Annotated in this window: 23 protein-coding genes; 9 read left to right on the top strand and 14 right to left on the bottom strand. The window is 62.9% G+C overall.

The genetic code is table 11. The annotated features are described in order from the left end of the window. Positions 1-8: 8 nt before the first annotated feature. The 9 genes from GO499_RS19295 to GO499_RS19255 all read right to left on the bottom strand — a co-directional run bounded on the left by GO499_RS19295 (position 9) and on the right by GO499_RS19255 (position 10,225). The gene (locus GO499_RS19295) at positions 9-3,413 is read right to left on the bottom strand and encodes an efflux RND transporter permease subunit (protein ID WP_161863719.1); all 3,405 of its coding nucleotides are present in this window, start codon (positions 3,411-3,413) and stop codon (positions 9-11) included. 4 nt (positions 3,414-3,417) lie between these two features. Beyond that, positions 3,418-5,061: an efflux RND transporter periplasmic adaptor subunit gene (locus GO499_RS19290; RefSeq protein ID WP_161863718.1), complete on the bottom strand. Its 1,644-nt coding sequence runs from the start codon at positions 5,059-5,061 to the stop codon at positions 3,418-3,420. A gap of 86 nt (positions 5,062-5,147) precedes the next feature. Beyond that, complete coding sequence (locus GO499_RS19285) at positions 5,148-5,615, bottom strand: NUDIX domain-containing protein (RefSeq protein ID WP_161863717.1); 468 nt, start codon at positions 5,613-5,615, stop codon at positions 5,148-5,150. After that, entirely contained in the window at positions 5,612-6,142 is a 531-nt protein-coding gene (gene moaB, locus GO499_RS19280) for a molybdenum cofactor biosynthesis protein B (protein WP_161863716.1), read from the bottom strand. The genes GO499_RS19285 and moaB overlap by 4 nt, the downstream gene beginning before the upstream one ends. Positions 6,143-6,148: 6 nt before the next feature. Next, positions 6,149-6,748, bottom strand: a complete 600-nt coding sequence (locus GO499_RS19275; protein ID WP_161863715.1) for a metallophosphoesterase family protein — start codon at positions 6,746-6,748, stop codon at positions 6,149-6,151. 9 nt (positions 6,749-6,757) lie between these two features. Beyond that, the gene (locus GO499_RS19270) at positions 6,758-7,792 is read right to left on the bottom strand and encodes an SGNH/GDSL hydrolase family protein (protein WP_161863714.1); all 1,035 of its coding nucleotides are present in this window, start codon (positions 7,790-7,792) and stop codon (positions 6,758-6,760) included. Positions 7,793-7,856: 64 nt separating this feature from the next. Next, a complete protein-coding gene (locus tag GO499_RS19265) occupies positions 7,857-8,519 on the bottom strand; it encodes a DUF2259 domain-containing protein (protein WP_161863713.1) in 663 nt (220 codons plus the stop codon). Between the two features lie 31 nt (positions 8,520-8,550). Then, entirely contained in the window at positions 8,551-9,261 is a 711-nt protein-coding gene (locus tag GO499_RS19260) for a peptidoglycan recognition protein family protein (RefSeq protein ID WP_161863712.1), read from the bottom strand. A gap of 136 nt (positions 9,262-9,397) precedes the next feature. After that, the gene (locus GO499_RS19255; protein WP_284154824.1) at positions 9,398-10,225 is read right to left on the bottom strand and encodes a uracil-DNA glycosylase; all 828 of its coding nucleotides are present in this window, start codon (positions 10,223-10,225) and stop codon (positions 9,398-9,400) included. 156 nt (positions 10,226-10,381) lie between these two features. Here GO499_RS19255 and GO499_RS19250 point away from each other — a divergent pair, with 156 nt between their 5' ends. After that, positions 10,382-10,843, top strand: a complete 462-nt coding sequence (locus tag GO499_RS19250; RefSeq protein WP_161863711.1) for a hypothetical protein — start codon at positions 10,382-10,384, stop codon at positions 10,841-10,843. 9 nt (positions 10,844-10,852) lie between these two features. Continuing rightward, a complete protein-coding gene (locus GO499_RS19245) occupies positions 10,853-11,797 on the top strand; it encodes an aspartate carbamoyltransferase catalytic subunit (protein WP_161863710.1) in 945 nt (314 codons plus the stop codon). A gap of 302 nt (positions 11,798-12,099) precedes the next feature. Here GO499_RS19245 and GO499_RS19240 read toward each other — a convergent pair whose 3' ends face one another. After that, positions 12,100-12,612 carry a GNAT family N-acetyltransferase gene (locus GO499_RS19240; RefSeq protein ID WP_161863709.1) on the bottom strand — a complete coding sequence of 171 codons (513 nt, stop codon included), beginning with the start codon at positions 12,610-12,612 and terminating at the stop codon, positions 12,100-12,102. A 29-nt stretch (positions 12,613-12,641) separates the two neighbouring features. Here GO499_RS19240 and pyrC point away from each other — a divergent pair, with 29 nt between their 5' ends. The 7 genes from pyrC (at position 12,642) to GO499_RS19205 (ending at position 17,271) form a co-directional block, all read left to right on the top strand. Then, positions 12,642-13,898, top strand: coding sequence for a dihydroorotase (gene pyrC / locus GO499_RS19235; RefSeq protein ID WP_161863708.1), 1,257 nt, complete (start codon positions 12,642-12,644; stop codon positions 13,896-13,898). Continuing rightward, positions 13,895-14,500, top strand: coding sequence for a glycerol-3-phosphate 1-O-acyltransferase PlsY (gene plsY, locus GO499_RS19230; RefSeq protein ID WP_161863707.1), 606 nt, complete (start codon positions 13,895-13,897; stop codon positions 14,498-14,500). Before pyrC ends, plsY begins: the two co-directional genes overlap by 4 nt. 159 nt (positions 14,501-14,659) lie before the next feature. After that, entirely contained in the window at positions 14,660-15,172 is a 513-nt protein-coding gene (locus GO499_RS19225) for a DUF805 domain-containing protein (protein WP_161863706.1), read from the top strand. 117 nt (positions 15,173-15,289) lie between these two features. After that, positions 15,290-15,790, top strand: coding sequence for a DUF805 domain-containing protein (locus GO499_RS19220; protein WP_161863705.1), 501 nt, complete (start codon positions 15,290-15,292; stop codon positions 15,788-15,790). 76 nt (positions 15,791-15,866) lie between these two features. After that, entirely contained in the window at positions 15,867-16,394 is a 528-nt protein-coding gene (locus GO499_RS19215; RefSeq protein ID WP_161863704.1) for a GbsR/MarR family transcriptional regulator, read from the top strand. Positions 16,395-16,420: 26 nt separating this feature from the next. Further along, the gene (locus GO499_RS19210) at positions 16,421-16,879 is read left to right on the top strand and encodes a hypothetical protein (RefSeq protein ID WP_161863703.1); all 459 of its coding nucleotides are present in this window, start codon (positions 16,421-16,423) and stop codon (positions 16,877-16,879) included. After that, complete coding sequence (locus GO499_RS19205) at positions 16,876-17,271, top strand: hypothetical protein (protein WP_161863702.1); 396 nt, start codon at positions 16,876-16,878, stop codon at positions 17,269-17,271. Before GO499_RS19210 ends, GO499_RS19205 begins: the two co-directional genes overlap by 4 nt. 64 nt (positions 17,272-17,335) lie before the next feature. On the opposite strand, the gene GO499_RS19200 is transcribed toward GO499_RS19205, so the two are convergent. From GO499_RS19200 to GO499_RS19185, 4 genes are all read right to left on the bottom strand, one after another. After that, a complete protein-coding gene (locus GO499_RS19200; RefSeq protein WP_161863701.1) occupies positions 17,336-18,352 on the bottom strand; it encodes an SGNH/GDSL hydrolase family protein in 1,017 nt (338 codons plus the stop codon). A 13-nt stretch (positions 18,353-18,365) separates the two neighbouring features. After that, positions 18,366-19,823 (bottom strand): MBOAT family O-acyltransferase, encoded by a 1,458-nt coding sequence (locus GO499_RS19195; protein WP_161863700.1) that lies wholly within the window; start codon positions 19,821-19,823, stop codon positions 18,366-18,368. Positions 19,824-19,942: 119 nt separating this feature from the next. Further along, positions 19,943-21,313 (bottom strand): glutamate--cysteine ligase, encoded by a 1,371-nt coding sequence (locus GO499_RS19190; protein WP_161863699.1) that lies wholly within the window; start codon positions 21,311-21,313, stop codon positions 19,943-19,945. 122 nt (positions 21,314-21,435) lie between these two features. Further along, positions 21,436-22,056 carry a serine O-acetyltransferase gene (locus tag GO499_RS19185; RefSeq protein WP_284154823.1) on the bottom strand — a complete coding sequence of 207 codons (621 nt, stop codon included), beginning with the start codon at positions 22,054-22,056 and terminating at the stop codon, positions 21,436-21,438. Positions 22,057-22,190 lie beyond the last annotated feature (134 nt).

The raw sequence follows: 22,190 nt of genomic DNA, 5'->3' as shown, positions 1-22,190 counted from the left end.
GCGCAGTTTCATTCCGCGGGCAGAACCTGTCTCCTGCGCGGCTGACTGAATGCTGCCAGCACCCAGCCGATCAGGAACACGACAACCAGTCCGGCCAGCAACAGCGCCAGCGCAGCCACCCCGCCCGTCAGTCCCACCGATGCGGTGACGGATGCGAGAGGCGCCCAGACCTCGCCTGTTACCATGAACACGCCGACGGTGGCCGCCAGGACAGCCAGGCTCGCCAAGGCACTCAGCCCCAGAACAATCCGCGCCCGGCTTCCGGCATCGGACCGGAGCAGCCCCCGCCGGGTCGAGGCACGGATGCGGGCCAGATCGGCCTGCATGATGACCAGCGAAGGCACGATCAACAGCACCAGCACCATGCCAACACCCAAGCCATAGGCCAGCGTGATCACTGTCGGCTTCAGGAACTGCGCCTGCTGCGAAGATTCGTAAAGCAACGGCGCCAGCCCCAGCACGGTTGTCAGGGTCGTCAGCAGCACAGGTCGCAGCCTGTCCACAGTCGCATCGACAACTGCCGCCACCAACCCGCGCTTCTCGGCATATTCGTCGATGGTGGTGATCAGCACGATACTGTCGTTGATGATGATCCCGCTCATCCCGATCAGCCCGACGACGGTGAATATCGACAGCGGCACATCCCAAAGGTAATGCCCCCACACGGCACCGATCAGGCCGAAGGGAATCACGGCCATCACCACGAAGGGCCGGGTCCAGCTTGCGAAGATCCAGCAGAGCGTCAGATAGATTCCCAACATGCACAGGCTGAAGCCCAGAGCGGCATCGCTGAGGAACTCCCGCTCCTGCTCCGCCAATCCGCCCAGCACGTAATTGACCCCGCGTTCCTCGGTGATCCTTGGCAGGATCTCGTTTTGAAGGCTCGTCATCACCGCCTGAGCCCGCACCGGGTCATCCTCGGAAATATCGCCCGAAACCGTGATCACCCGGTACCCGTTTTCCCGGCGCACCGAAGAGAAGCCCAGCTTGGTATCGACCGTCACGATCTCCGACAGGGGCACGTATTCGCCCGTCGGGCTCCGCAACCGCGTCGTCGAGAGGAAATCGGCGGTCAGCTCCTCTTCGGCGAGGCTCACCTCGATCGTACCCTGCCGAACACCGACCGGGAAGCTTGCTGCTTCAATCCCCGCCAGCCGCTGGCGCAACTCCCGCCCGATGCCGTCGATCGTGAACCCGAGCGTGGAGCCTATCGGCGTCAGTTCCAGCACCAGTTCCGTCTTGTCGTAGGCCAGCGTATCCTCCACGGCGCTGACTTCGGGAAACTCCGAAACCGCCGCCTTCAGATCCTCCGCCGCAGCCTTCAGCGTCGTCGCATCCGCACCGTAGAATTTCACGTCCAGAGCATCGCCGCCGGGGCCGGAACGCCAACCTCGGAAACTCAGCGTCTCCAGCAGCGGGTGGCGGCGCACTTCCTCTTGCAGATCGCCCAGAAAGGCGAAGCTGGAATAGGGCCGCAGGTCCGGATCGATCAGTTCGATGGCGATGGACCCGAGCTGGTCCTCGTCCTTCGTGTCCGATCCGGCCAGTCCACGCCCTGTGGTCCCACCCACCTCCGCCAGCGCGAAAAGAACCGGGTTGGCACCGTGTTCCGCCTCGTACCGGGCCGCCGTGTCGCGCACAGCACGTTGCAACTCGCGCACCATCTCAAGCGTGTCGGCCCGCTTCGCCCCCGGCAACATTGCGATGTTTCCGGAAATGCTCGCCCGCTCCGGAGAATTGAAGAAACGCCAGGTCACGTCACCACGCAGATACAGCGATGCCGTGAGCGCCAGCACCAGCACAGCGGTGCCCAGCACCGGATAGCGCAGAGCAAGCACCAGGCGCATGGCGGGCCGGAAGATACGGCGACAAAACCAGCCAAAGCCCTTGTTGAAAGTTCGGCTCGGCCAATCATACCAATGCTGACGGTCGCCGCTGGCCAACGCATGCGCCATGTGGTTCGGCAGAATCAGGAAACATTCCACGAGCGATGCAAGCAGCACCACGACAACAGTAAAGGGAATATCACTGATCAGGCTGCCGAAACGCCCGCCGATGGCCGTCAGCCCGACAAAGGCGATCACGGTCGTGACCGTGGAAGAGAACACCGGCAGCGACATGCGCCGCGCCGCGTTTTCCGCCGCCACCAGCGGCGTCTCGCCCAGCGTCCGCACCCGGAAATCCGCATGTTCGCCGACGACAATGGCATCATCGACGACAATACCGAGGCAGATAATCAGGGCAAAAAGCGAGATCATGTTGATCGTCAGTCCGAAGGCGAACATCAGCGCGATCGTCGCGATCATCGCCACCGGGATACCGGCCGCCACCCAGAGCGCGGTGCGCGCCGACAGAAACAGAAACAACAGCAGGACAACCAGCGCCAGCCCCAGCAGCCCGTTGTCGAACAGAATGTCCAGGCGTTCGGTAATCGCTTCGGCCCGTGTGCGGATCAGCTCCACCTTCACGCCGGGCGGCAGGATAGATTCCAGTTCCGCCGCAACCTCTGTCACCAGCCGCTGCATCTCGATGGCATCGCCCTGATCGGAGCGGTCCACCCGGATCGAAACCGCCGGGTTGTCATCCTTGTAATAAGCCCGCCCCTGCTCGGCTCCATCGACGCTGATCCGCGCCAGATCTGAAACCAGCAGCTTGGAGCCGTCGGTGCCCGAACGGACCACTATGGAAGCAACCTCTTCCGCTGTCCGCTTTTCGATCCCGGTCCTCACGCGGGCAGAGCCGCCGGCCACGTCACCCGCCGGGCTGGCCTCCGTCTCCTGCCCGATAGCGTTGGCGATGTCCGACAGCGCGATGTCGTGGCGTATCAGCTCCGCTTCCGGGGCCTCAACCCGGATGGTCGGCGCCGTCACTCCGCGTATGGTCGTACGCGTAACGCCGCGCTGAAACAGGCGCGATACGAACTCATCGGCAAATCGCCCGAGTTGCTCGCGCGCCACCGGCCCGTGGATCACAACGTCCGTGACCCGGTCGCGCCATGCATTGCGGCTGACTTCCGGCGTTTCTGCGCCTTCCGGCAGGTTGTTGACGCCATCGACCGCCGACGTCACGTCGTCGACCGCCCTGCTCATGTCCCAGCCCGGTTCGAATTCGAGGTCAATGCGGGCTGAGCCCTCGCGTGCGGTCGCCGTTGACCCCGTCACGCCCTCCACGCCGCGCAGCGCCGGTTCCAGAACGGCGATGATGGCCCCGTCCACATCTTCGGGCCCGGCGCCGTCCCATCGAACATCGACATCCACCGAAGACAGCACGACATCGGGAAAGAACTGGCTGCGAATCTGCGTCGCCGCCACCAGTCCCAACGTCACCATGATCACCAGCAACAGGTTGGCCGCTGTCCGGTGGCGGGTGAAATAGGAAAGTATGCCGCCCACGCCTTCGCCCCGCAGCGCCATTACCTCAGCCCCCCATCCGGCTTTCCAGCCGCTCGACCATACCACGCGGCACTTCTTCCGCCTCCAGTTGCGACAGCAGACGCGCCTTCACATCCTCGGGCATGCCCGCGCTGGATCGGACGAACGCCGCCAGCCGTTCCCGACGCTCAGGCTCCAGCGTCAGCGTTTCGCCGCCATCCATCGCCGCTACATCGGCCTCCGCCATCCGCGACTCGATCCGTGCGACCATATCCGCAGGCACGCGATCTTCGGAAAGTCGCGCAATCAACCGCTGACGCACCTCTTCCGGCATCTGCGAATTGCCTTCCACCGCCGCCACCAGCAGTGCGCGCCGTTCAGGTGTCAGCTCGATAACGGCACTTTCCTCGAAACCGTCATCCGGACGCACCGGGCGGACCTTCACACCCGCACCCAATTGCGGCACGCGTTCCGCCACGTATTCGCGGCCAAACGGCACATCGCCCACGATCAGGTCGTTGCCCTGCCGCCGCAAGATGCGAACCGTCGCCATCTCCAACCGGTCGCCCTCGCCGATCAGCAGGATTTCCCCGTCGGTGTTGGCCGCGGTCGCCGGAATGACGGACACCGCCGCCAGTTCCGGTTCCAGTATCCGCACTTCGGTGAAATCACCCGGCCGCAACGCGCGGCTACCCTCCGGATCCAGCCGTGCGAACAACAGGCGCCCCGTCTGCCCTTCGCCGACTTCCGCATCCACGCGATCGACGACACCCGCCACCACCAGCGGTATGTCCTCCAGCAACAGCGTTGCCGTTACCTCGGTTCCTTCCAGCGGCTGCCCGGTCGCCACCAGCCGCGCAAACTGTGCATTGGAAATGCGGAAAGCCACTTCCAGAGCCTCCGGGTCGATCAGCGTTGCGATCTGTTCGTTCGTCGTCAGCAGGCCGCCAGGCACCGCCGTCACGTCGCTCAGAAGTCCGGTGAAAGGGGCAAGGATCACGGTATCGGAGAGGTCACGCTCCGCTTCCGACAACTGGATCGCCGTCCGCTCCAGCGCAATCGCCGCGCGGTTGATCCGTGCCTGCGCCTGCGCCAAAGCCTGCCGCCGCCCAACCAGCGTCTGTTCCGCCGAGGAAAGCGCCAGTTCCGCCGTCTCTACGGCCGCTTCCGTCCCCGCACCGCGGCTCCGCAGATCTTCCTGCCGGGCCAGCGCCCGGCGACGCAGGTCGCGCTGCGCCTCTGACGTAGCGAGTTCGTCCTGCGCCAGTTCCAGCGCAGCGTCAGCCTCCGTCACCTCCGCTTTCGCTTCTGCGCGTTCGGTCTTGGCCAGGCTCAGCGCAGTTTCCGCATTCGCCCGGTCCACCTGCACTAGGATATCACCGGCCTGCACCCGGCCGCCATCGCGAAACGCGTCGGCCATTTCCGTCACCGTGCCGCCCACCGCGGTCCGCAATTCCAGCGTACGCCAGCTTTCGATCACGCCGTAGCTGGAAATTATGGGCCGCACCGTTTCGGACGTCAGCGTTCCGACATTCACGGCAAAGATGCGCTCCTCGTTCTCGCCGCGCCCGCCAAAGCCGCCTTGCTCCGCACTGGCGGCGAGGTAAACCGTCCGTCCGGCCATCCCCAACAGGCCAACTGTCAGGGTCAGCAGCATAATTCCCAGCAAACCGCGCGTCAGAAACCGCATATCATCCTTGCCTCAAAGATCACTCAACGTCCCACAGTCGGGGTGCAAATAGAATATAGCCGGACATCACTTTATCCACAGATCTGTTACGGCAGGGTCCGTCGCTTCCGTCGCAGTTCAAGATATTCCTGCAAAACTGGCTGCAAAAACGGCACAATCGGCACCTTTGGCAGTTGTCTTTCGTCCCAGAAAGCAAACCCCGCGCCCTCGTCGAGGGTCACATCCACCGGCTCAACCGTCCGCGTGGCCGTGAAAACATATATTCGCGTCCGTCGGACGCTGAGAGAGCGGGTCCAGCCGAACGGGGCGAGCTCTGTTGCCGCAAGTGCCACGCCGATCTCCTCCTCCGTCTCCCGCTGTGCAGCCTCGATCAGCGTCTCGCCGCCCTCGACGCCACCACCAAAGAAGCTCCAGTAGCCGCCGAAGATCACCTCGTCCCGCAAGTCGCGCAGTTGCAGCAGCAGTCGGCCCGAAGCATCCTCCAGGATCACTCCCACGGCCTCGGCTTTCCCGGCATCGCTCACATCGCCAATGGCGCGGAACTTGTCTCTCACTTGCGCCTCAGATGCTCATCCAGCCGCGGCATGATCTCAACGAAGTTGCATGGCTTGTGCCGATAATCCAACTGTTTGACCAAAATCTCGTCCCACGCGTCCCGGCACGCCCCGGGAGAACCGGGGAGCGCGAACAGATAAGTGCCGCCAGCCACACCGCCGCAGGCCCTGCTCTGGACGGCTGACGTTCCGATTTTCGCCATCGACACATGCGTGAACACCGTGCCGAACGCGTCGATCTCCTTTTCGTAGACGTCCCGATGGGCCTCCACCGTCACGTCCCGCCCCGTCAGCCCGGTGCCTCCGGTGGAGATCACCACATCCACCTCCGGGTCCGCGATCCACGTTCGCAACTGCGCCGCTATCGCCGCCCTTTCATCACGCACGATCTGCCTGTCCGCCAGCCGGTGCCCTGCATCGGCGATCCGCCCTTCCAGCACATCGCCGGAACGGTCCTCTTCCAGCGACCGCGTGTCGGAAACTGTCAGGACCGCGATCCGCACCGCTATGAAATCACGTTCCGCCATGCTGCCTCACATCTCGAAAAAACGGGGCTCAGGGCCAAGATTGACGACCTGTGTCGCCCCGATCATCCCTTCGCTGCCCCAACTGTCGTGAATATGGCCGCAGACCGCAAGCCGCGGCTGGATACGCTCGATAGCCTCGCGCACCGCCACGGAGCCGACGGATTGACCGGCGGAGGTGACATCCGCCACGCCCTTCGGAGGCGAATGCGTGATCAGGATATCCGCCTGCACGCATCCGGCCAGCATCTTCCCTGCCGCCGCTTCCGACAGGTCACAGGACCACGCGCCGAACGGTGTTTCCGGCACCGCATATCCCAACCCGAACAACGCCAGCCCAGCCGCCTCGCAAGCTTCCCCGTGCAACACGGTCATCCCCGCATGCGCCGCATCGCGCAATTCCTCGGCACTCTCGGCATTCCCCGGCACCAGCACGAAAGGCCGCGCCATGTCCTTCAGCAGGGACATCGCACCATCAAGCCCTTCGCGCATGTTGCAGAAATCGCCCGCGCCGATCACCAGGTCCGCTTCGCCGCTGGCCGCCACCAGCACTTCCGCCTTCGCCCGGGAAAGATGCAGGTCGGAGAAGGCCATCACCCGGGTCACCATACGAGCGCCTCACCCATCGCGGTCCCGCATCCGGTCGACCAGCAGGCCCAGCAGCGCATCCTCAGCCTCACCCTCTGCCGGCACCCGGTCTGTCTCATATGTGTGATCCGCGATCAGCGTCTCGTCGGCCGCAGCCCGGCTGATCACCACCGGTTTGTTGAAGCAGACAAGCGGCTTGCCCGCCAGCGCATGGAACGAGATTTGCTTGACGATACGCCGCGGCCCCCGTTCCTCGTACGCCCGCCTTGTCGAGTAGGACCCCAGCACCTCGTCCCCGGCCCGGATCGTGAAACCGCCGCCCTCCGGCGCTCCGATTACCGCCGCGGCCATCAGCCGCCCCCTGATCTTCGTCTGCAGTTCCTGATCGAAGGAAAATATTGGCGTGCGGATGATACCCGTGCGGAACTCGCTTACTTCCGCACCGGTGAAGGTGTCTATGGCTGCAAAGGTCCGCCGCGGGTCCGCCAGCATCGCCCTGTCGGGGTGAAATCGCGTCATGGGAATACTGCCGAGTCGCGCCAGGACGCTCTCGGCGATACCCTTCACGATCTCGCCGTTCGGCATGTAATGGAAGTTGTCCTGAAACATCTCCTTCGCCAGCCGCGCCACGCCGAACTGGCGGCGAAATTCCTGACTGACATCGAAAAAGGGCACGTCGTGGGTCGCGAAGGTGAAATGCAGCCGGGCGCGGTAGTCGTCGAACTCCGTCCGCGTCTCCTGCGCCTGCGTGGTAAAGATGATCGGCAACAAATGCCCGCCCGCCTCCGCCACCAGCCTGATCAGCGCCTCGACATGGTGCATCAGCACACCCAGCCCGTGGCCGTGGCGGTAGTGCCCGTGCTCGTTCAGCGCGTATTCCCACAGCACCACATCGCCGGGCTGAACCCGACCCTGCGTCAGCAGCCGGAAAATGCCCATGGCCGAAGTGGTACCGCCGATAGCGAGGTTGGTGATCTGCGTGCCGTCCGGCACCAGCGCCTCGAAGTGTGGCCGCCAGCCACCGCCAAGCAACGTGTTGGAACCACCGGTGATAACAATGCGCATGTGCCGACCCTGTCCTTCGGCTTCTGCTTAAACGGCGGAAAGGGCCATAGGCAAGCGCAGCCTTTCACCGCCCCGCCGGCTTCAGCGGAATAGGCAACGCGATATGGCGCAGGTCCGGTCCCTCGAAACCCCGCCGGAATACGCCGATCAGGGCCACCGCATACGGTGCCGGCGGCCAGACCTCCGATGCATAGATTCGCTCGATACTGTAGGCGGTCGGGCAACCGCGGCTTTCCGGTAGGTCGACATCACGGGCGATTTCCTCGCCCTTCCACATCAGCGCAAACCCCATGGCGGTCTCCCCCTCGCAGCCCTCGGCCGGCAGGGCAAAAGTCTCTAGGTACAGCACGGACGTGTCAGGCATGGCCCCCGGGATGGTGATCGGCCTCCATGCCACTTCCACCCGCTCGCCCCCTTTTTCCGCCGGCAGGAAAGGCCGGGAATGGACCAGCCGCGCAGGCTGATGGATACCCGCATCGCCCAGCGCATCCGCCGCCGCAGACCAGGCCTGCTGCCGCGCCACCATCGGCGCGACAGCCTCATCCTCGATCAGGCTGCGTACCGGTGGGACAACCCAGGCGTCCCGTTCCAGATCGACGATGAAGACCGAAGCATAGCCAAATCCGGAACCATCCTGCTGCCCCCACTCCAGAAACGCGAAGCGCTCTCCCCCGTCGGAAAACCCGATGGCCTGCGGATGCGCGGCGTCGCCGGCAAAAGCTGGCATAGCCGATACAAGAGCGATCGCGAGAGTCGCCTCAACTCGCGCCCGAATGCTCGATCCTCTCATTGGCAAACAACGCCTTCCATGTATCCTTACCGATCACACCGTCCCGCTCCAGGCCATGCGCGGTCTGGAAATCACGCACGACACCATCGGTTTTCGGCCCGAAAATACCGTCATCCTTGAGCATCAGCAGGCTCTGCGCAAGCGCCACCGCCTCGCCCCGGTCGCCACGGCGCAACTGAGGCATGGTATCGGCATCACGATGCGTCTCGTTCGCCAGGCCCTGCGCCTCAGCCCCGGAAAGGCCGAGCCGTCCGAACCGGTCCAGCTTCAGCACATCCCTGTAATCGAACACCGGGCAGGCCTTGGCCGCTACTTCCTTGTGGCCGTGAAAGGTGACAGTGCCGTGATAGGCGTTGTTGATCTCCAGACACAGCCCCCGCACCTGGTCGAATTGCGCGGTGGTGAATTTCGGCTTGTCCAGCCCGTGCAGACAGATGGCGATGGTTCCGGTGTTGTGCCCGCCCTGAGCAGACGGCGTTCGCTCCAGCGGCCGCCCGTTTTCCAGCGTTCCATCCTTGCGAATGAAGTAATGATAGCCGGTGTCCGACCAGCCGTTTCCGCGCGGCTTCGGATCGGTGTGCCAGCGGTGAATGGTCGCGATATTGTCGTGCGATGCGTGGTCAGATGCGGAACAATGCAGGAATACCCGGTCCACGAACCGGTTCGGTTTGGTAAACATGGAAAGCTCCCCAGAAACAAGAAATCTCAATTTACTTGTAGTCTGAGCACAAGCTTCCGGTCAGTCGGCGATTCAAGTCAATAACTCGAATTCACTAATTAAAGTCGCCAATGACTCTTGTCACCTTTATATTGCTTTATTGGCGACCTGATACTTGCAAAGACGATAATTGGGCGCGAATGGCCTTCAGGTCCGTCCAGGCATCGCCCTTGCGCAGCGGGTCGCGCAGCAGAGCGGCGGGGTGGAACATCGGCATCACCGGAACTCCGGCGAACTCGGCCCAGCGTCCACGCATCCGGGTGATGCCGCTGGTGGTGTCGAGCAGCGTCCGCGTCGCCGAATTGCCCATGGTCACCAACAGTCGCGGCGCGGCAAGCTCGATATGGCGGCGAAGGAACGGCAACATCATCGCGATCTCGTCGCCGGACGGATCCCGGTTCTGCGGCGGCCGCCAGGGGATGGTATTGGTGATATAAAGAGCATCAGCCGGGTTATCCGCCGTCCGACTCAGACCAATGGCGGCGAACATATTGTCGAGCAGTTGACCGGAAGCACCCACGAACGGCAGCCCCTGCTGGTCCTCCTCACGCCCCGGCGCCTCACCGACAATCATGATATGTGCGCCCGGCACACCATCAGCGAACACAAGCGATTTCGCTCCCTTCTTCAACGCGCAGCCCTCAAACGCCGCCATGGCCGCGCGCAACGCGTCGAGATCAGCACACTCAGCGGCGATCGCAACACTCGCGGATCCAGGGGGTGGGGCATCAGGCGTCCCTGCGGGCTTGCCCGCAGCCGTGGCCGGAACGGCCCCGGGTGGAGGCTTGGCCTCCGCGGAAGCCGCGGCGGCAGCACCGAACCTGTCCACCGGCCGCTCGTCCAGCGCCTCGTCCGCGCCGAGCTCGATCTGCCAGATCAGGGCCGCCAGCGCGTCCTCGGGGCTCATGTCATTCGTGTTGCCCATCATACTCTGCTACTACGCCAAAAGGGCCGTATTGGTAAGCCCGTCCCAAAGGTTGTTTGCAATTGGGAATTTGTCACCAACGCGGATTCAGTAGTCCTCCTCGCTCTTTCAATCGTCCTGCCTGCGCGCTTTGGCCTGCGCATCTTGTGCGCCCTCATGATCGCAACCCATCCCTTCCATACCGTCTGGCCCGATGCTCTCGATCCCTCCGAGTTAAAGTACTCGAACCTGCCACCAGAGGTCTTTCTCAGCTTGGTCCTCATTGGCAGGTATCGTGCACTTCGGACCCTGACAGTCGTGATCCTCACAAGCAGCACAGCACGGCTTATGGCATTCGACAGAGACATAAATGCGATTCTCGTAACCGGAACCGGCATCACACTGGCACCATTCCTATTTGTCGAATTCACAAAGAAGCTCAGCGATCATGCCCTTGGCGCCGCTCTCGGCTGGGTCGCATTCGCAATCGCCACCATCGCCGCAGTTGGTGTGCTCCTCTCGGTGTGGCGGAAGGCCAGCGCGCCGGAACGCTGGCGGCAAGCCGAGGCCTGCGCCATCTCCCTCTTCGCCCCCTGCAGCTTCGCAGACCCCTTGTCGCCGCCGCCCGCCTCAGGCTAAGCAAGGCCCATGTTCAAGCATCGCCATCTCCTCGGGATCGAGGGCCTTTCGCAGGCCGACATCACCACCCTTCTCGACCTCGCGGATCAATACGCCGCGCAGAACCGTGGGCCGAACAAGCACGGGCAGGCGCTGGCCGGGCTGACGCAGGTGAACATGTTCTTCGAGAACTCCACCCGCACGCAGGCAAGTTTCGAGATCGCAGGCATGCGCCTTGGCGCGGACGTGATGAACATGTCCATGCAGGCCAGCTCCATCAAGAAGGGCGAGACGCTGATCGACACGGCGATGACGCTGAACGCCATGCACCCCGACTTGCTGGTCGTCCGCCACCCCCATTCCGGCGCGGTGAACCTGCTCGCCTCCAAGGTCAACTGCGCAGTCCTGAACGCCGGCGACGGCCGCCACGAGCACCCGACGCAGGCGCTGCTCGACGCCCTTACCATCCGCCGCCGAAAGGGCCGGCTCCACCGGCTGACGGTCGCGATCTGCGGAGACATCGCCCACAGCCGCGTCGCCCGCTCCAACATCCTCCTCCTCGGCCGGATGGAGAACCGCGTCCGCCTCATCGGCCCGCCGACACTCATCCCCACCGGCATGTCCGAGCTTGGCGTCGAGGTAACGGACAACATGCGCGAAGGGCTGAAGGGCGTTGACGTGGTGATGATGCTCCGCCTCCAGAAGGAACGGATGGACGGCGGCTTCATCCCCTCCACCCGCGAATATTATCACCGCTTCGGGCTGGATGCGGAGAAACTCGCCTGCGCCAACCCCGATGCCATCGTCATGCACCCCGGCCCGATGAATCGCGGCGTGGAAATCGATGGCACCATCGCCGACGACATCAACGTCTCCGTCATCCAGGAACAGGTGGAAATGGGCGTCGCCGTGCGCATGGCCGCGATGGACCTGCTGGCGCGGAATCTGCGGGAAAAGGCGAGCGTGGAGGTCTGAGGGTTTTCAGGCAGCAATGTCCTGCCCCGTCCCTTATCCTCAAGGAAAATCATAGGGCCATCGACGGCCCGTGAAATGGCGCGCCCGACTTCGACACCACACAGTTTAAGAGAGCCACATGTCTCTGACGTCACCTGTCCGCGCCGACGTCAGCCGAGCGCCAGCCCGGTCACGCTGAAAGCGTCCCTCCGACACGACACGGACCGGCGCTGGCCCAGCGGCGTTTCGCGTCTTTTTCCGGGCCGGGCGAAGTATTCACATCATCGGGTCTCCCGAAACACGGAAACTGCCGGAATATCAGATCAGCCGCCCCCACCCAGATCCTTCTCATACCGCCAGATATCCAGCGTGAAACTGCCCTCCAGCACCTCCAGTTCCATCGGCTCCACGCCCATCCGCTGCCACCCGCACTTCTCGTAGAACCGCGCCGCCCGCAAGTTGCCAACCGAGCAGGCGAGCCATGCGCGCACCGCGCCGACCTTCGCCATCGCCCTCTCTGCATCCTTCATCAGCTCCGCCGCCACACCTGTCCCCCGCGCCTGCGGAGCGACGTAGAATTGCTCCAACTCGTCGTCGTGCAGCATGTAGAAGCCCAGAAGCCTGCCCTTCCGCTCCGCCAACATGATCCGCCCCAGATGCCGCCGTGTCCGCACGGCAAAACTCGCCGCATCGCGGTGCGGTAGCAGCCCCTCCGGCACGACCGCCGCGTGCCCGTCTTGCCATCCCGCATGCCAGAGCGCCGCCAGCGCCGGTACATCCGCCTCCGTAGCCGCGCGCATCGCCAAAACCTCGGTCCCTCTATCCGCGATTGACACCTCGCCCCCCTTTCTGCAAGCAAGCAGCCATGAAAACCCTCGCCAATCTCCGCCTGATAGACCCTGAAGAGGGCACCGAGTCCATCGGGTGGATCCGCTTTTCCGATCACGTCGAGGAAATCGGCAAGGGCGAAGGCCCGGACGGGGCGGAGGACTGCGGCGGGCTCTGCATTGCCCCTGGCATAATCGACATCGGAGTGAAGATCTGCGAGCCGGGCGAGCGCCACAAGGAAAGCTACCGCACCGCGGGTCGCGCCGCGGCGGCGGGGGGCGTGACCACCATGGTCACACGCCCGGATACGACACCGGTGACGGACACGCCCGAGATGCTGGAATTCGCTGTCCGCCGCGCGCGGGAGGCAGCACCGGTGCATGTTCTGCCCATGGCCGCCCTCACCAAGGGTCGCGAAGGGCGGGAGATGACGGAAATCGGTTTCCTGCAGGACGCCGGTGCCGTCGCCTTTACCGACACCGACAACCCGATACGCGATGCCAAGGTCCTCCTCCGTGCGATGTCCTACGCGAAGGGTCTTGGCGCCCTCATCATCAGCCACCCGCAGGAGCCGGTGCTCTCATCCGGCGCGGCGATGACATCGGGCGCCTTCGCCACCAAGCTCGGCCTGCCCGCCGTCTCGCCGCAGGCGGAACGGTTGCAGCTGGAGCGGGACCTGACCCTCGTGGAAATGACCGGTTGCCGCTATCATGCGGACCAGATTACTACCGCCGTCGCCCTGCCCGCGCTTGCCCGCGCAAAGGAGGCAGGTCTGCCAGTGACCGCCGGCACCTCCATTCACCATCTCACGCTCAACGCCTTCGACGTGGACGACTACCGCACCTTCTTCAAGCTGAAGCCCCCGCTCCGCAGCGAGGATGACCGGCTTGCGACCGTCGAGGCGCTGGCCTCCGGTCTGATCGACATCATCTCCTCCATGCACACCCCGCAGGACGAGGAATCCAAGCGTCTGCCGTTTGAGGAAGCAGCCTCCGGCGCCGTTGCGCTCGAAACGCTCCTGCCCGCCGCGCTCCGCCTCGTCCATTCCGGGCACCTCACGCTGCCGCAACTGTTCAGGGCGTTGGCCCTGAATCCGGCACGGCTGCTCGGCCTGCCCGCCGGCCGTCTCTCCCCGGGTGCACCGGCCGACCTGATTGTCTTTGACCCGGACGCCCCCTTCGTGCTCGACCGGTTCAAACTGCATTCGAAGTCCAAGAACACACCCTTCGACACTGCGCGCATGCAGGGGCGCGTCCGCCGCACCTTCGTTTCGGGAGAGGACGTAACGCCATGAGCCTGATCCTCGCCGCCATCCTTGGCTACCTCTTCGGCTCCGTCCCCTTCGGCCTCGTCATAACCCGCGCCCTCGGCCTCGGCGATCTGCGCAAGATCGGCTCGGGCAATATCGGGGCGACCAACGTGCTGCGCACCGGCCACAAGCCTGCCGCCCTCGCCACGCTGATTCTCGATGTCGGCAAGGGCGCCATCGCGCTGTTGCTCGCGCGGGCATTGCTGGGCGAACCCGCCGCCCTCGCCGCCGGCCTTGCCGCGATACTCGGCCACCTTTTTCCCGTCTGGCTCGGTTTTATCGGTGGCAAGGGTGTCGCTACCTGCCTGGGCCTGCTGCTGGCGCTGAATTTCTGGGCCGGGCTCATCGCCTGCGCTGTCTGGGCCGCCGTCGCCGCCGCCTTCCGCATCTCCTCGCTGGCAGGGATGAGCGCGACAGCCTCCAGCCTCGTCTCTCTGCCACTGCTGGGCCGTACCGATGCCCTGATCATCGCGGTGCCAATCACTGCGCTGGTGATCTGGAAACACCGCACCAATATCGCCCGCCTCCGCAATGGCACGGAGCCGCGCATTGGCCAAGGCGCCAAAACGGGCTCGAAAAGCCTCTAGTCCGGCCGGCTCGAAACCTCAGCCACACTTTCAAAACCCCTTATACTCAAGCATTTCGATGGTTTGACGTAAGGGTAAGAAACCCTTCTGAAACCACAGAGCAGCCAAATTTGCGCCACGGTTTGGGAGTGATCTTTACTTGTAAGTAGCGAGGTCACCATGGAAATCATTACCCATTGCCAGAAAGCCCTGACGGATTGGCGCACATTTAGCGGGCGTGCGACGCGCGGTGAATTCTGGAGTTTCCATGCCATGCTGGCGGTGGTGATCATCAGCCTCTTCATCGGCTACTTCACAATGCTCTCGGCGCTCGGCATTGGCGTCGGCAACACCTTCCAGGAACCGGTGATGGCGGCCTATATGGCGCTCGCCGTGACGCTTCTCGTCTTCCTGCTGACCGCTTCGGTCTCCGTCACCATCCGCCGGCTGCACGACCGCAACCTCAGCGGTCGCTGGTATCTCGCCTATGCCGTGCTCAGCCTCGTGCAGAGCCTCTGGTCCGAACTGGCACCGATGACGCATACCGGCATCATGATCGGAGCCGGGCTGGCCGCCACTGTCCTGTTCGCCTCCCTCGTCGGCTTCCTGCTGATGTGTCTGCGCGGCACCGACGGCGTCAACAATTTCGGCAACGACCCCCGCCGTCCGATAGACCTGAACGTCTTCGCCTGACAGCCCCGTTTTCCATCGCTCCACTGCTACCTTTGGTGCCGGAGAAACTTTAAATATCTCCACGGTTTCGGCGCAATGCGCCCTTCGTTTGCCATAGTCTGTTGAGAAAACGCGGGCATGGATTTCGCTACCGCAACCAAAACCTGTCTCTACAAGTGGCGCACCTTCTCGGGGCGGTCCACGCGCAGTGAATACTGGTGGTTTTTCCTCGCCAGTGTCCTTTTCATGGCTCTGGCCTTCGCCATCGCCTTTGTCGCCACGCTGCTCTCCGATTTTTCCATCGGCGACATCTTCGGCAGCGCTTCCGGCATCATTTTCGTACTGACATTGGCTCTGCCAACGCTCCTTGTCTGGGTCGCGTCCCTTGCCGTGACTGTACGCCGTCTCCACGATCTCGGATTCTCCGGTTGGTGGCTGCTGGGATACCTGTTCGTCACCACGGTTCTCGGCAACGTCACCGACGGCCTCATCACCAACCCGCAGATTGTCTATCAACTGGCCATAGCCAATCTCGCCATTTCCTTCGCCGGACTGGTCGTGATGATGATTCCCGGCCGACGCGGCCCCAATGCGTATGGCGAAGATCCCCGCTTCGACGACGTCTCCGTTTTCTCCTGACCTAATCGCCATTCATTGATTGATAATCCAGTAAGTTCTGATATTTCTGTTAATACAGAAATTAATGGAGAGACTGATGGAACTGACGCCGTCTATGGAATCCTTCATTCTTCACTGGGGCGAGATGGGTTCCAAATGGGGCGTCAACCGCTCCGTTGCCCAGATTCACGCCCTCCTGCATCTTTCTCCCGAACCACTTCCAGCGGAGACGATCGCCGAGTTGCTCGGCCTCGCCCGCTCCAACGTCTCTACCGGCCTGAAGGAACTGCAGGGTTGGAAACTTGTCCAGACGGAGCGTCGCCTTGGCGACCGCCGCGACCATTTCACCTCGGTCCGGGACATGTTCGATCTCGTCCACATCGTCGTTTCCGGTCGGCGGGAGCGGGAGTATGTGCCCACGCTCGAAGCTGTGGCCGATACCCTGGAACGCGCAAGGACTGATGGCACACCCGAGGCTTTCCGCAAGCGCATTGCCGAAACCTACGAGACGATGGCGCTTTTCGACCAATGGTATCGCGACGTACAGCGTCTGCCCCGACCCGTGCAGAAAAGCCTGCTGAAGCTCGGTGCAGGCATCACAAAGCTCCTGCCAGGCAAGTCCTGACATTTTTTTGAGGAGAAATTTCAGTCATGACAGAAATAGCAGAAATTCAGCCTCGGGTCCGAACCGGCACCTTCATCTATGCACTCATCGGCGGCCCGTTCTGGGGCGCGACCCTGACGGCCCTGTATTTCGCTCTGCCGCTTGTAATCGTATCCTTCATCTTCAATGCCGGCGCTATAACCATACTCGCCATTCCCTACCTCGGCGTCCTGTTCGGCTTCCCGTTCTATCTGACAATCGGCACTGTCGCATTCTGGCTCGCCATCCGTGCGGGCGCTTTCCACCCCGGACATTTCGCGCTCGCCGCCTTCGTCGGAAACCTGCTGACCCCACTGGCCTGCATCCTCTTCGGCGCAGCCACGGGTTTGAGCGACATGGAGGAGGTGCTGATCTTCTTTACCGCTTTCGGCCTCGCCTGTGCCCCAATCTACGGATGGGGATTTGGCGATATCTACCTCTTCAACACCGCAAGGAGCGTAACATGACCAGCTTCGAAATCACCTATTTCGCCCTCAGCCTCACCGGCCTTGCCGTGCTGTGCACAATCGTCTGGCAAATGGGCGCTGCGATGGCCGACTGTCCGGCCACCGGACGCGCCGCCAAGGCCGGGGCGCTCACAATTCTGACCGGCTTCGCCGCCATCGGCGCTGGCATCGTCGCCCTGGTCGCGGCCCTCTTCCCGATCCTGACGGCAGGCGGCCTCAGCCCGCTCTACACCGCTCTGGGCTTCACCGGCATCGCCCTCGGCATCGGCTTCACATTCGCTGCCGGCCGTCTTCAAGCAGTGGTGTTGGAAGCGGCAAACAGGGCCACACAGCCCGCTGATACGATGTCACATTCCACGGGCATCACCGGGACAGAACAGGCGCCAGTCTGACGCCCGCCGAAGGTGGCGAAGGCTCCGCGAGGGGCCCTCTTCGCCGGGTTGGCAGTCATAGCTCTCACCGGCCTTCGGGCCGGGCCAGCCACCCGGCCATCAGCCGGGAAAGCGCCTCCGCCCCGCGCGAGTTCAGATGCAGCGGGTCAGCGAAATTTTCCGGCGGCATGAACGGATCGTAACTGATGAAGCGAACATTCTCCTCATCCGCCAGCACTGTCTTCAGAACCGTCGTCAACCGGTCACGGCTATACTTGTCCACTGCGCTGTCACGATAGATTTCCGGCCACGGAAACTCGAAGATGACAAGCTCGGCACCATGATCCGCGGCCAATCGGGCCATCCGCGGAACATAGGACAACAGCACAGCATCATCGCGTGCGGGCTCATATGGCACAGTCACGTTGCGCTCATCGGCGGCAATATACGCCAAGCCACGCGGGTAGAAACCCCGGATTTCCGGATCATACAGTGTGGCCTCCAGCTTTCGCTGGTTGTCGAGCGCTGCCACGAGCCCACCATCGCCTTCCGTCAGCGCCGGAATCAGGTTGTTGTGGAACGTCTTCTTGCCATGCCAGGCCGGCAGGCGCGTCCGCAGATACCATTCCACCGCTCCGGGCAATGAGACTAACCCGCTCCGCTCCGCATCGACAGCCTGCGCCGCCGTCGGGCGGAAGCCGTGCAGGTAATAGGCCTGGAACCACTCCCGCCCGTACATGATGTGATGTGAAAAGTTCACGACGATATGCTTCGGCGCTACATCCGCCCGCGCCATATAGTTCTCCAGCGCGTAATAGCTGACAGGCACCTGCTGGCCGGGGCGCGCGAGGTTCAGGGACATCATGCTCTCGCCCGTCAGGTCCTGATACTCCCGCCGTATCACCCGCGGGTCGAGTCCCTGGTGCGAACGGCTGTCGCCGAAGAACACCACATCGTTTTCCATGCCCAGCCGGTCCATCCGCGAGGAAATTGACCGCCCGATCTCTGTATTTGTATCGATCGGCTCAAAAACGAAGACGCTGATGGCGTTGACGGTGACCAGCACCCCGAGAAGGACGCACAAGCCGATCAGATATCGCATCGCCTCTCCTCCTTCAGAACTGGAAATAGATGAACTGTTTCTGAACGTCGGGCGCCAGCCAGAACACCGTCAAACACAGCAGTCCATAGAAAACCACCTGTTGGCTCCGCGACCAGTGCGCTTCGAAGATCTCGCCCTTCCGCGTCCGATACACCTGCAGCAGCATCAGCGGTCCGCACAGTGCCAGCCCGAACACAGCCATTCCGAATGCCTCCGGGCTACCGCCCAGCACCGGCAGATCAAAGCTGCCATACTCCGCTGCGAAACGCTCCACGCCCGGCAGCAGATCGGCAGGGCGCAATTGCGCCAGCCCCCGGAAATAGGCCGAGACGGTCGCCATGTCCGGCGCCCGGAACAGGATCCATGCCGCAGTCACAAGGTGAAAGATCAGCACCGCCTTCACCGCCGCCGGCAAGCGCCCCAGGGTCCGGCCAAGACCAGTCGAGCCCACCCAGCGCTCAAGGCATAGCCACACGCCGTGGAACGCACCCCACAGGATAAAATTCCACCCTGCCCCGTGCCACAGCCCGGACAGCGTGAACACCACAAGGATGTTCCGCGCCGTGCGCACATCGCCATGGCGGCTACCGCCGAGCGGCTTGTAAACGTAGTCGCGCAGCCAGCTATACAACGTGATATGCCAACGCTGCCAGAAATCCCTCAGGCTCGTCGCCAGGTAAGGCCGCCGGAAATTGAGCGACAGCTCGATGCCAAGGCTCCGTGCGATCCCCCGCGCCATGTCGGTATAGCCGGAAAAGTCGCAGTAGATTTGGAAGGCGAAGAAATAGGCCGCAAGCAGCAGCGTTTGTGGCGGAAACGCCCCCGGGTCGGCAAACACCGGGTCCACGAAACGGCCCATGTTGTCAGCAATCACCAGCTTCTTGAACAGCCCGAAAAGGAACAGCCGCGCCCCGGCCCGCAGGTTGGCGAGGCTCTCCCGGTGCTCCGCCGCGATCTGCGGCAGCAGATGTCCCGCCCTCTCGATCGGCCCGGCGATCAGTTGCGGAAAGAATGCCACGAAAGCAGCGAAATCGACGAAACTGTCGGTCGGTTTTTGTTCGCCGCGATAAATGTCCAGCGTGTAGCTCAGCGTCTGGAACGTGTAGAACGAAATCCCCGCCGGCAGCACCACGTCGAGCAGGATGCGGTTGTCGGGCGACACGCCGAACGCATCGGCGAAAGTCACCGAAAAGAAATCGAAATACTTGAAAACCCCGAGCATCCCGAGGTTGAAGCACAGGCTCACGCCGAGCCAGAACCGTCGCCTCTGCCCGGCATGAATCTTCCGCCCTGCCACGAAATCCACCAACGTCGACGCGACCAGCAGGCTCAGGAATCGCGCATCCCACGCGGCGTAGAAAACATAGCTCGCCACCAGTATAACGTGCCGCTGGTACCGGACTGGGCAACGGAAATAGACCGGGTAGAAGATCGCAAACAGCAGATAGAACTGAAGCTCGAAAAACAGCATCGCGCTACTCTACTGCAGTTTGAGTTTTCTTTTGGGCAATTGAGAGAGTTTTTCGCGTTTCCACACGGCAGCGACCACAAGGAAACACATGATCGTTCCCCGGGCCCGAACCGACGACCTCAATAAGAGAACTCACCATATATCTGTGAAAGATCGCCGCCCCACGCCCCGTTGTACCGCGCCAGCAACTCGTCCGCCGGCACCATGCCCGTCTCAACACTCTCCTGCAACGCGTTCAGGAAATGCGTCTCGTCGGGGATCAGCCCTCCCGCGCCCGGCCGCGCCCGCGCTTTCAGGCCAGCTGCCGATATCGCCACCACGTCCCGCGCCACGTCCAGCAGGCTGCGTCCGGCGATCTCTGCCTGCAACCCCAGCACGGAGGCATCGACGCGCAGCTTGTCCCGCGCCTCGGCATCCCAGTCCTTGCAGACCTGCCACGCCGCATCGAGCGCCGTGTCGTCGTACATCAGGCCCACCCAGAAGGCCGGCAACGCGCACAGGCGACGCCAGGGTCCGCCGTCAGCACCGCGCATCTCCATGAACTGCTTGATCCGCGCTTCGGGAAAGATCGTCGTCAGATGGTCGGCCCAGTCGCTCATCAGCGGCTTCTCGCCCGGCAGTGCCGGCAATTCTCCGTTCAGGAAATCACGGAAACTCTGGCCCAGCGCGTCGATGTATTTCCCATCGCGATAGACAAAGTACATCGGCACGTCGAGAGCGTAGTCCACGTAACGCTCGAAGCCCATCCCGTCTTCGAACACGAAGGGCAACATGCCCGTCCGGCTGTCGTCCAGCGCCCGCCACACGCGGCTGCGCCAGCTCTTGTGGCCATTCACCTTGCCCTCGAAGAACGGCGAATTGGCAAACAGCGCCACCGCCACCGGCTGCAGGGCCAGCGCCACGCGGAATTTCCTGACCATATCGGCCTCGGAGCCGAAATCGAGGTTCACCTGCACCGTGCAGGTCCGCCGCATCATCACCCGCCCCATGGTGCCGACCTTCTCCATGTAGGCATCCATGAGCTTGTAGCGGCCCTTCGGCATCAGCGGCATATCTTCGTGCAGCCACTCCGGTGCCGCTCCCAGGCCGATGAACCCCGCGCCGATCTGGTCGGCTATCTCCTGCACTTCGCGCAGATGCTGGTTCACCTCGTCGCAAGTTTCATGGATCGTCTCCAAAGGCGCGCCCGACAGCTCCAGCTGCCCGCCCGGTTCCAGAGAGATGTTCGCGCCAGCCTTCTTCAGCCCGATCAGCTTGCCGGCTTCCTCCAGCGCTGCCCATCCGAACCTGTCGCGCAGGCCCTCCAGTACCGCGAGGATGGAGCAGTCGCCCTCATAAGGCAGCGGCCCATGCGTCTCTAGACAGTAGCCGAATTTCTCGTGTTCGGTTCCGATGCGAAAATCCGCCACCGGCTTGCAACCGCGTTCCAGCATTCCCGCGAGGTCGGAAAATGATTCGATGGGCCCGCCACCCGATTGAGGAATAGACATCGTAACACTCCTGAGGCCCGTCTGGGCTTCAAGCCGTACTGGAGGGGGATGTGTGTGGCAAGAGCAAGACGCGGCACCCGATCAACACTTTCGGATGATGTTTGCGTACCGGCCACGCGGGCTCAGTGCCGCTGAACCGGTCGATGGTCTTCGTCAGGTCCGAACGCGCCTTCGGCACGGCCGATCACCCGCGCCGGCACGCCGCCCACAGTCCGGCCAGGCATGACATCCCGCACGACGACGGCATTGGCGCCGATCCGCGCCCTGTCACCCACCACAACCCGGCCAAGGATGGCCGCACCGGCGCCAATCTCCACGCCATTGCCGATCACCGGGTTGGCCAGCAGGTCATCCATGTCACGAATGCCCATTGTCGTGTTCTGGCGGATCAGCACGTCATCACCGATCGACCGCGCCATAAGTATCATGCCGCCAAAATGATCAAGCCGCACCCTCCGGCCCACGGCGACCGTATAGGGAAGGTGAATACCGCACATCCACTCGGTCACCTTGAACATGATCTTGTAGATCAGGGAGAAAGGCGCCCGTAGCAGCTTCGGTCGCACGCTCATGCGCCAGTTGCCATACCGGTGCCAGAACAGGGCCCAGAAACCCTGGCTGAAGAAGTCGCTGTCATTCGTCCGGAAGTCCTCGGCCACCAGCTTCCAAAAACTGATGGAAGACGGATTGCCGTTCTCGGCACCGATGTTGACGACCGCCGCGTCGTTAATAGTCGTATCCAAATCTGAAACCCACACTGACCAAACCTGACTGGTCCTCTTACGCCAACGTAATGCAGATCCATCGCCCGGCAACACCACAAAATTCGCAGCGCAGCAAAAACACGCCGCAGTGCATCATTACGCTTACGTTTTGG

It is taken from the genome of Algicella marina (assembly GCF_009931615.1).
GTDB classification, from domain to species: Bacteria; Pseudomonadota; Alphaproteobacteria; order Rhodobacterales; family Rhodobacteraceae; genus Algicella; species Algicella marina.
The sequence above is the reverse complement of the archived record's forward strand: the minus strand, read 5'-3'. Positions and strand labels throughout refer to the sequence as shown.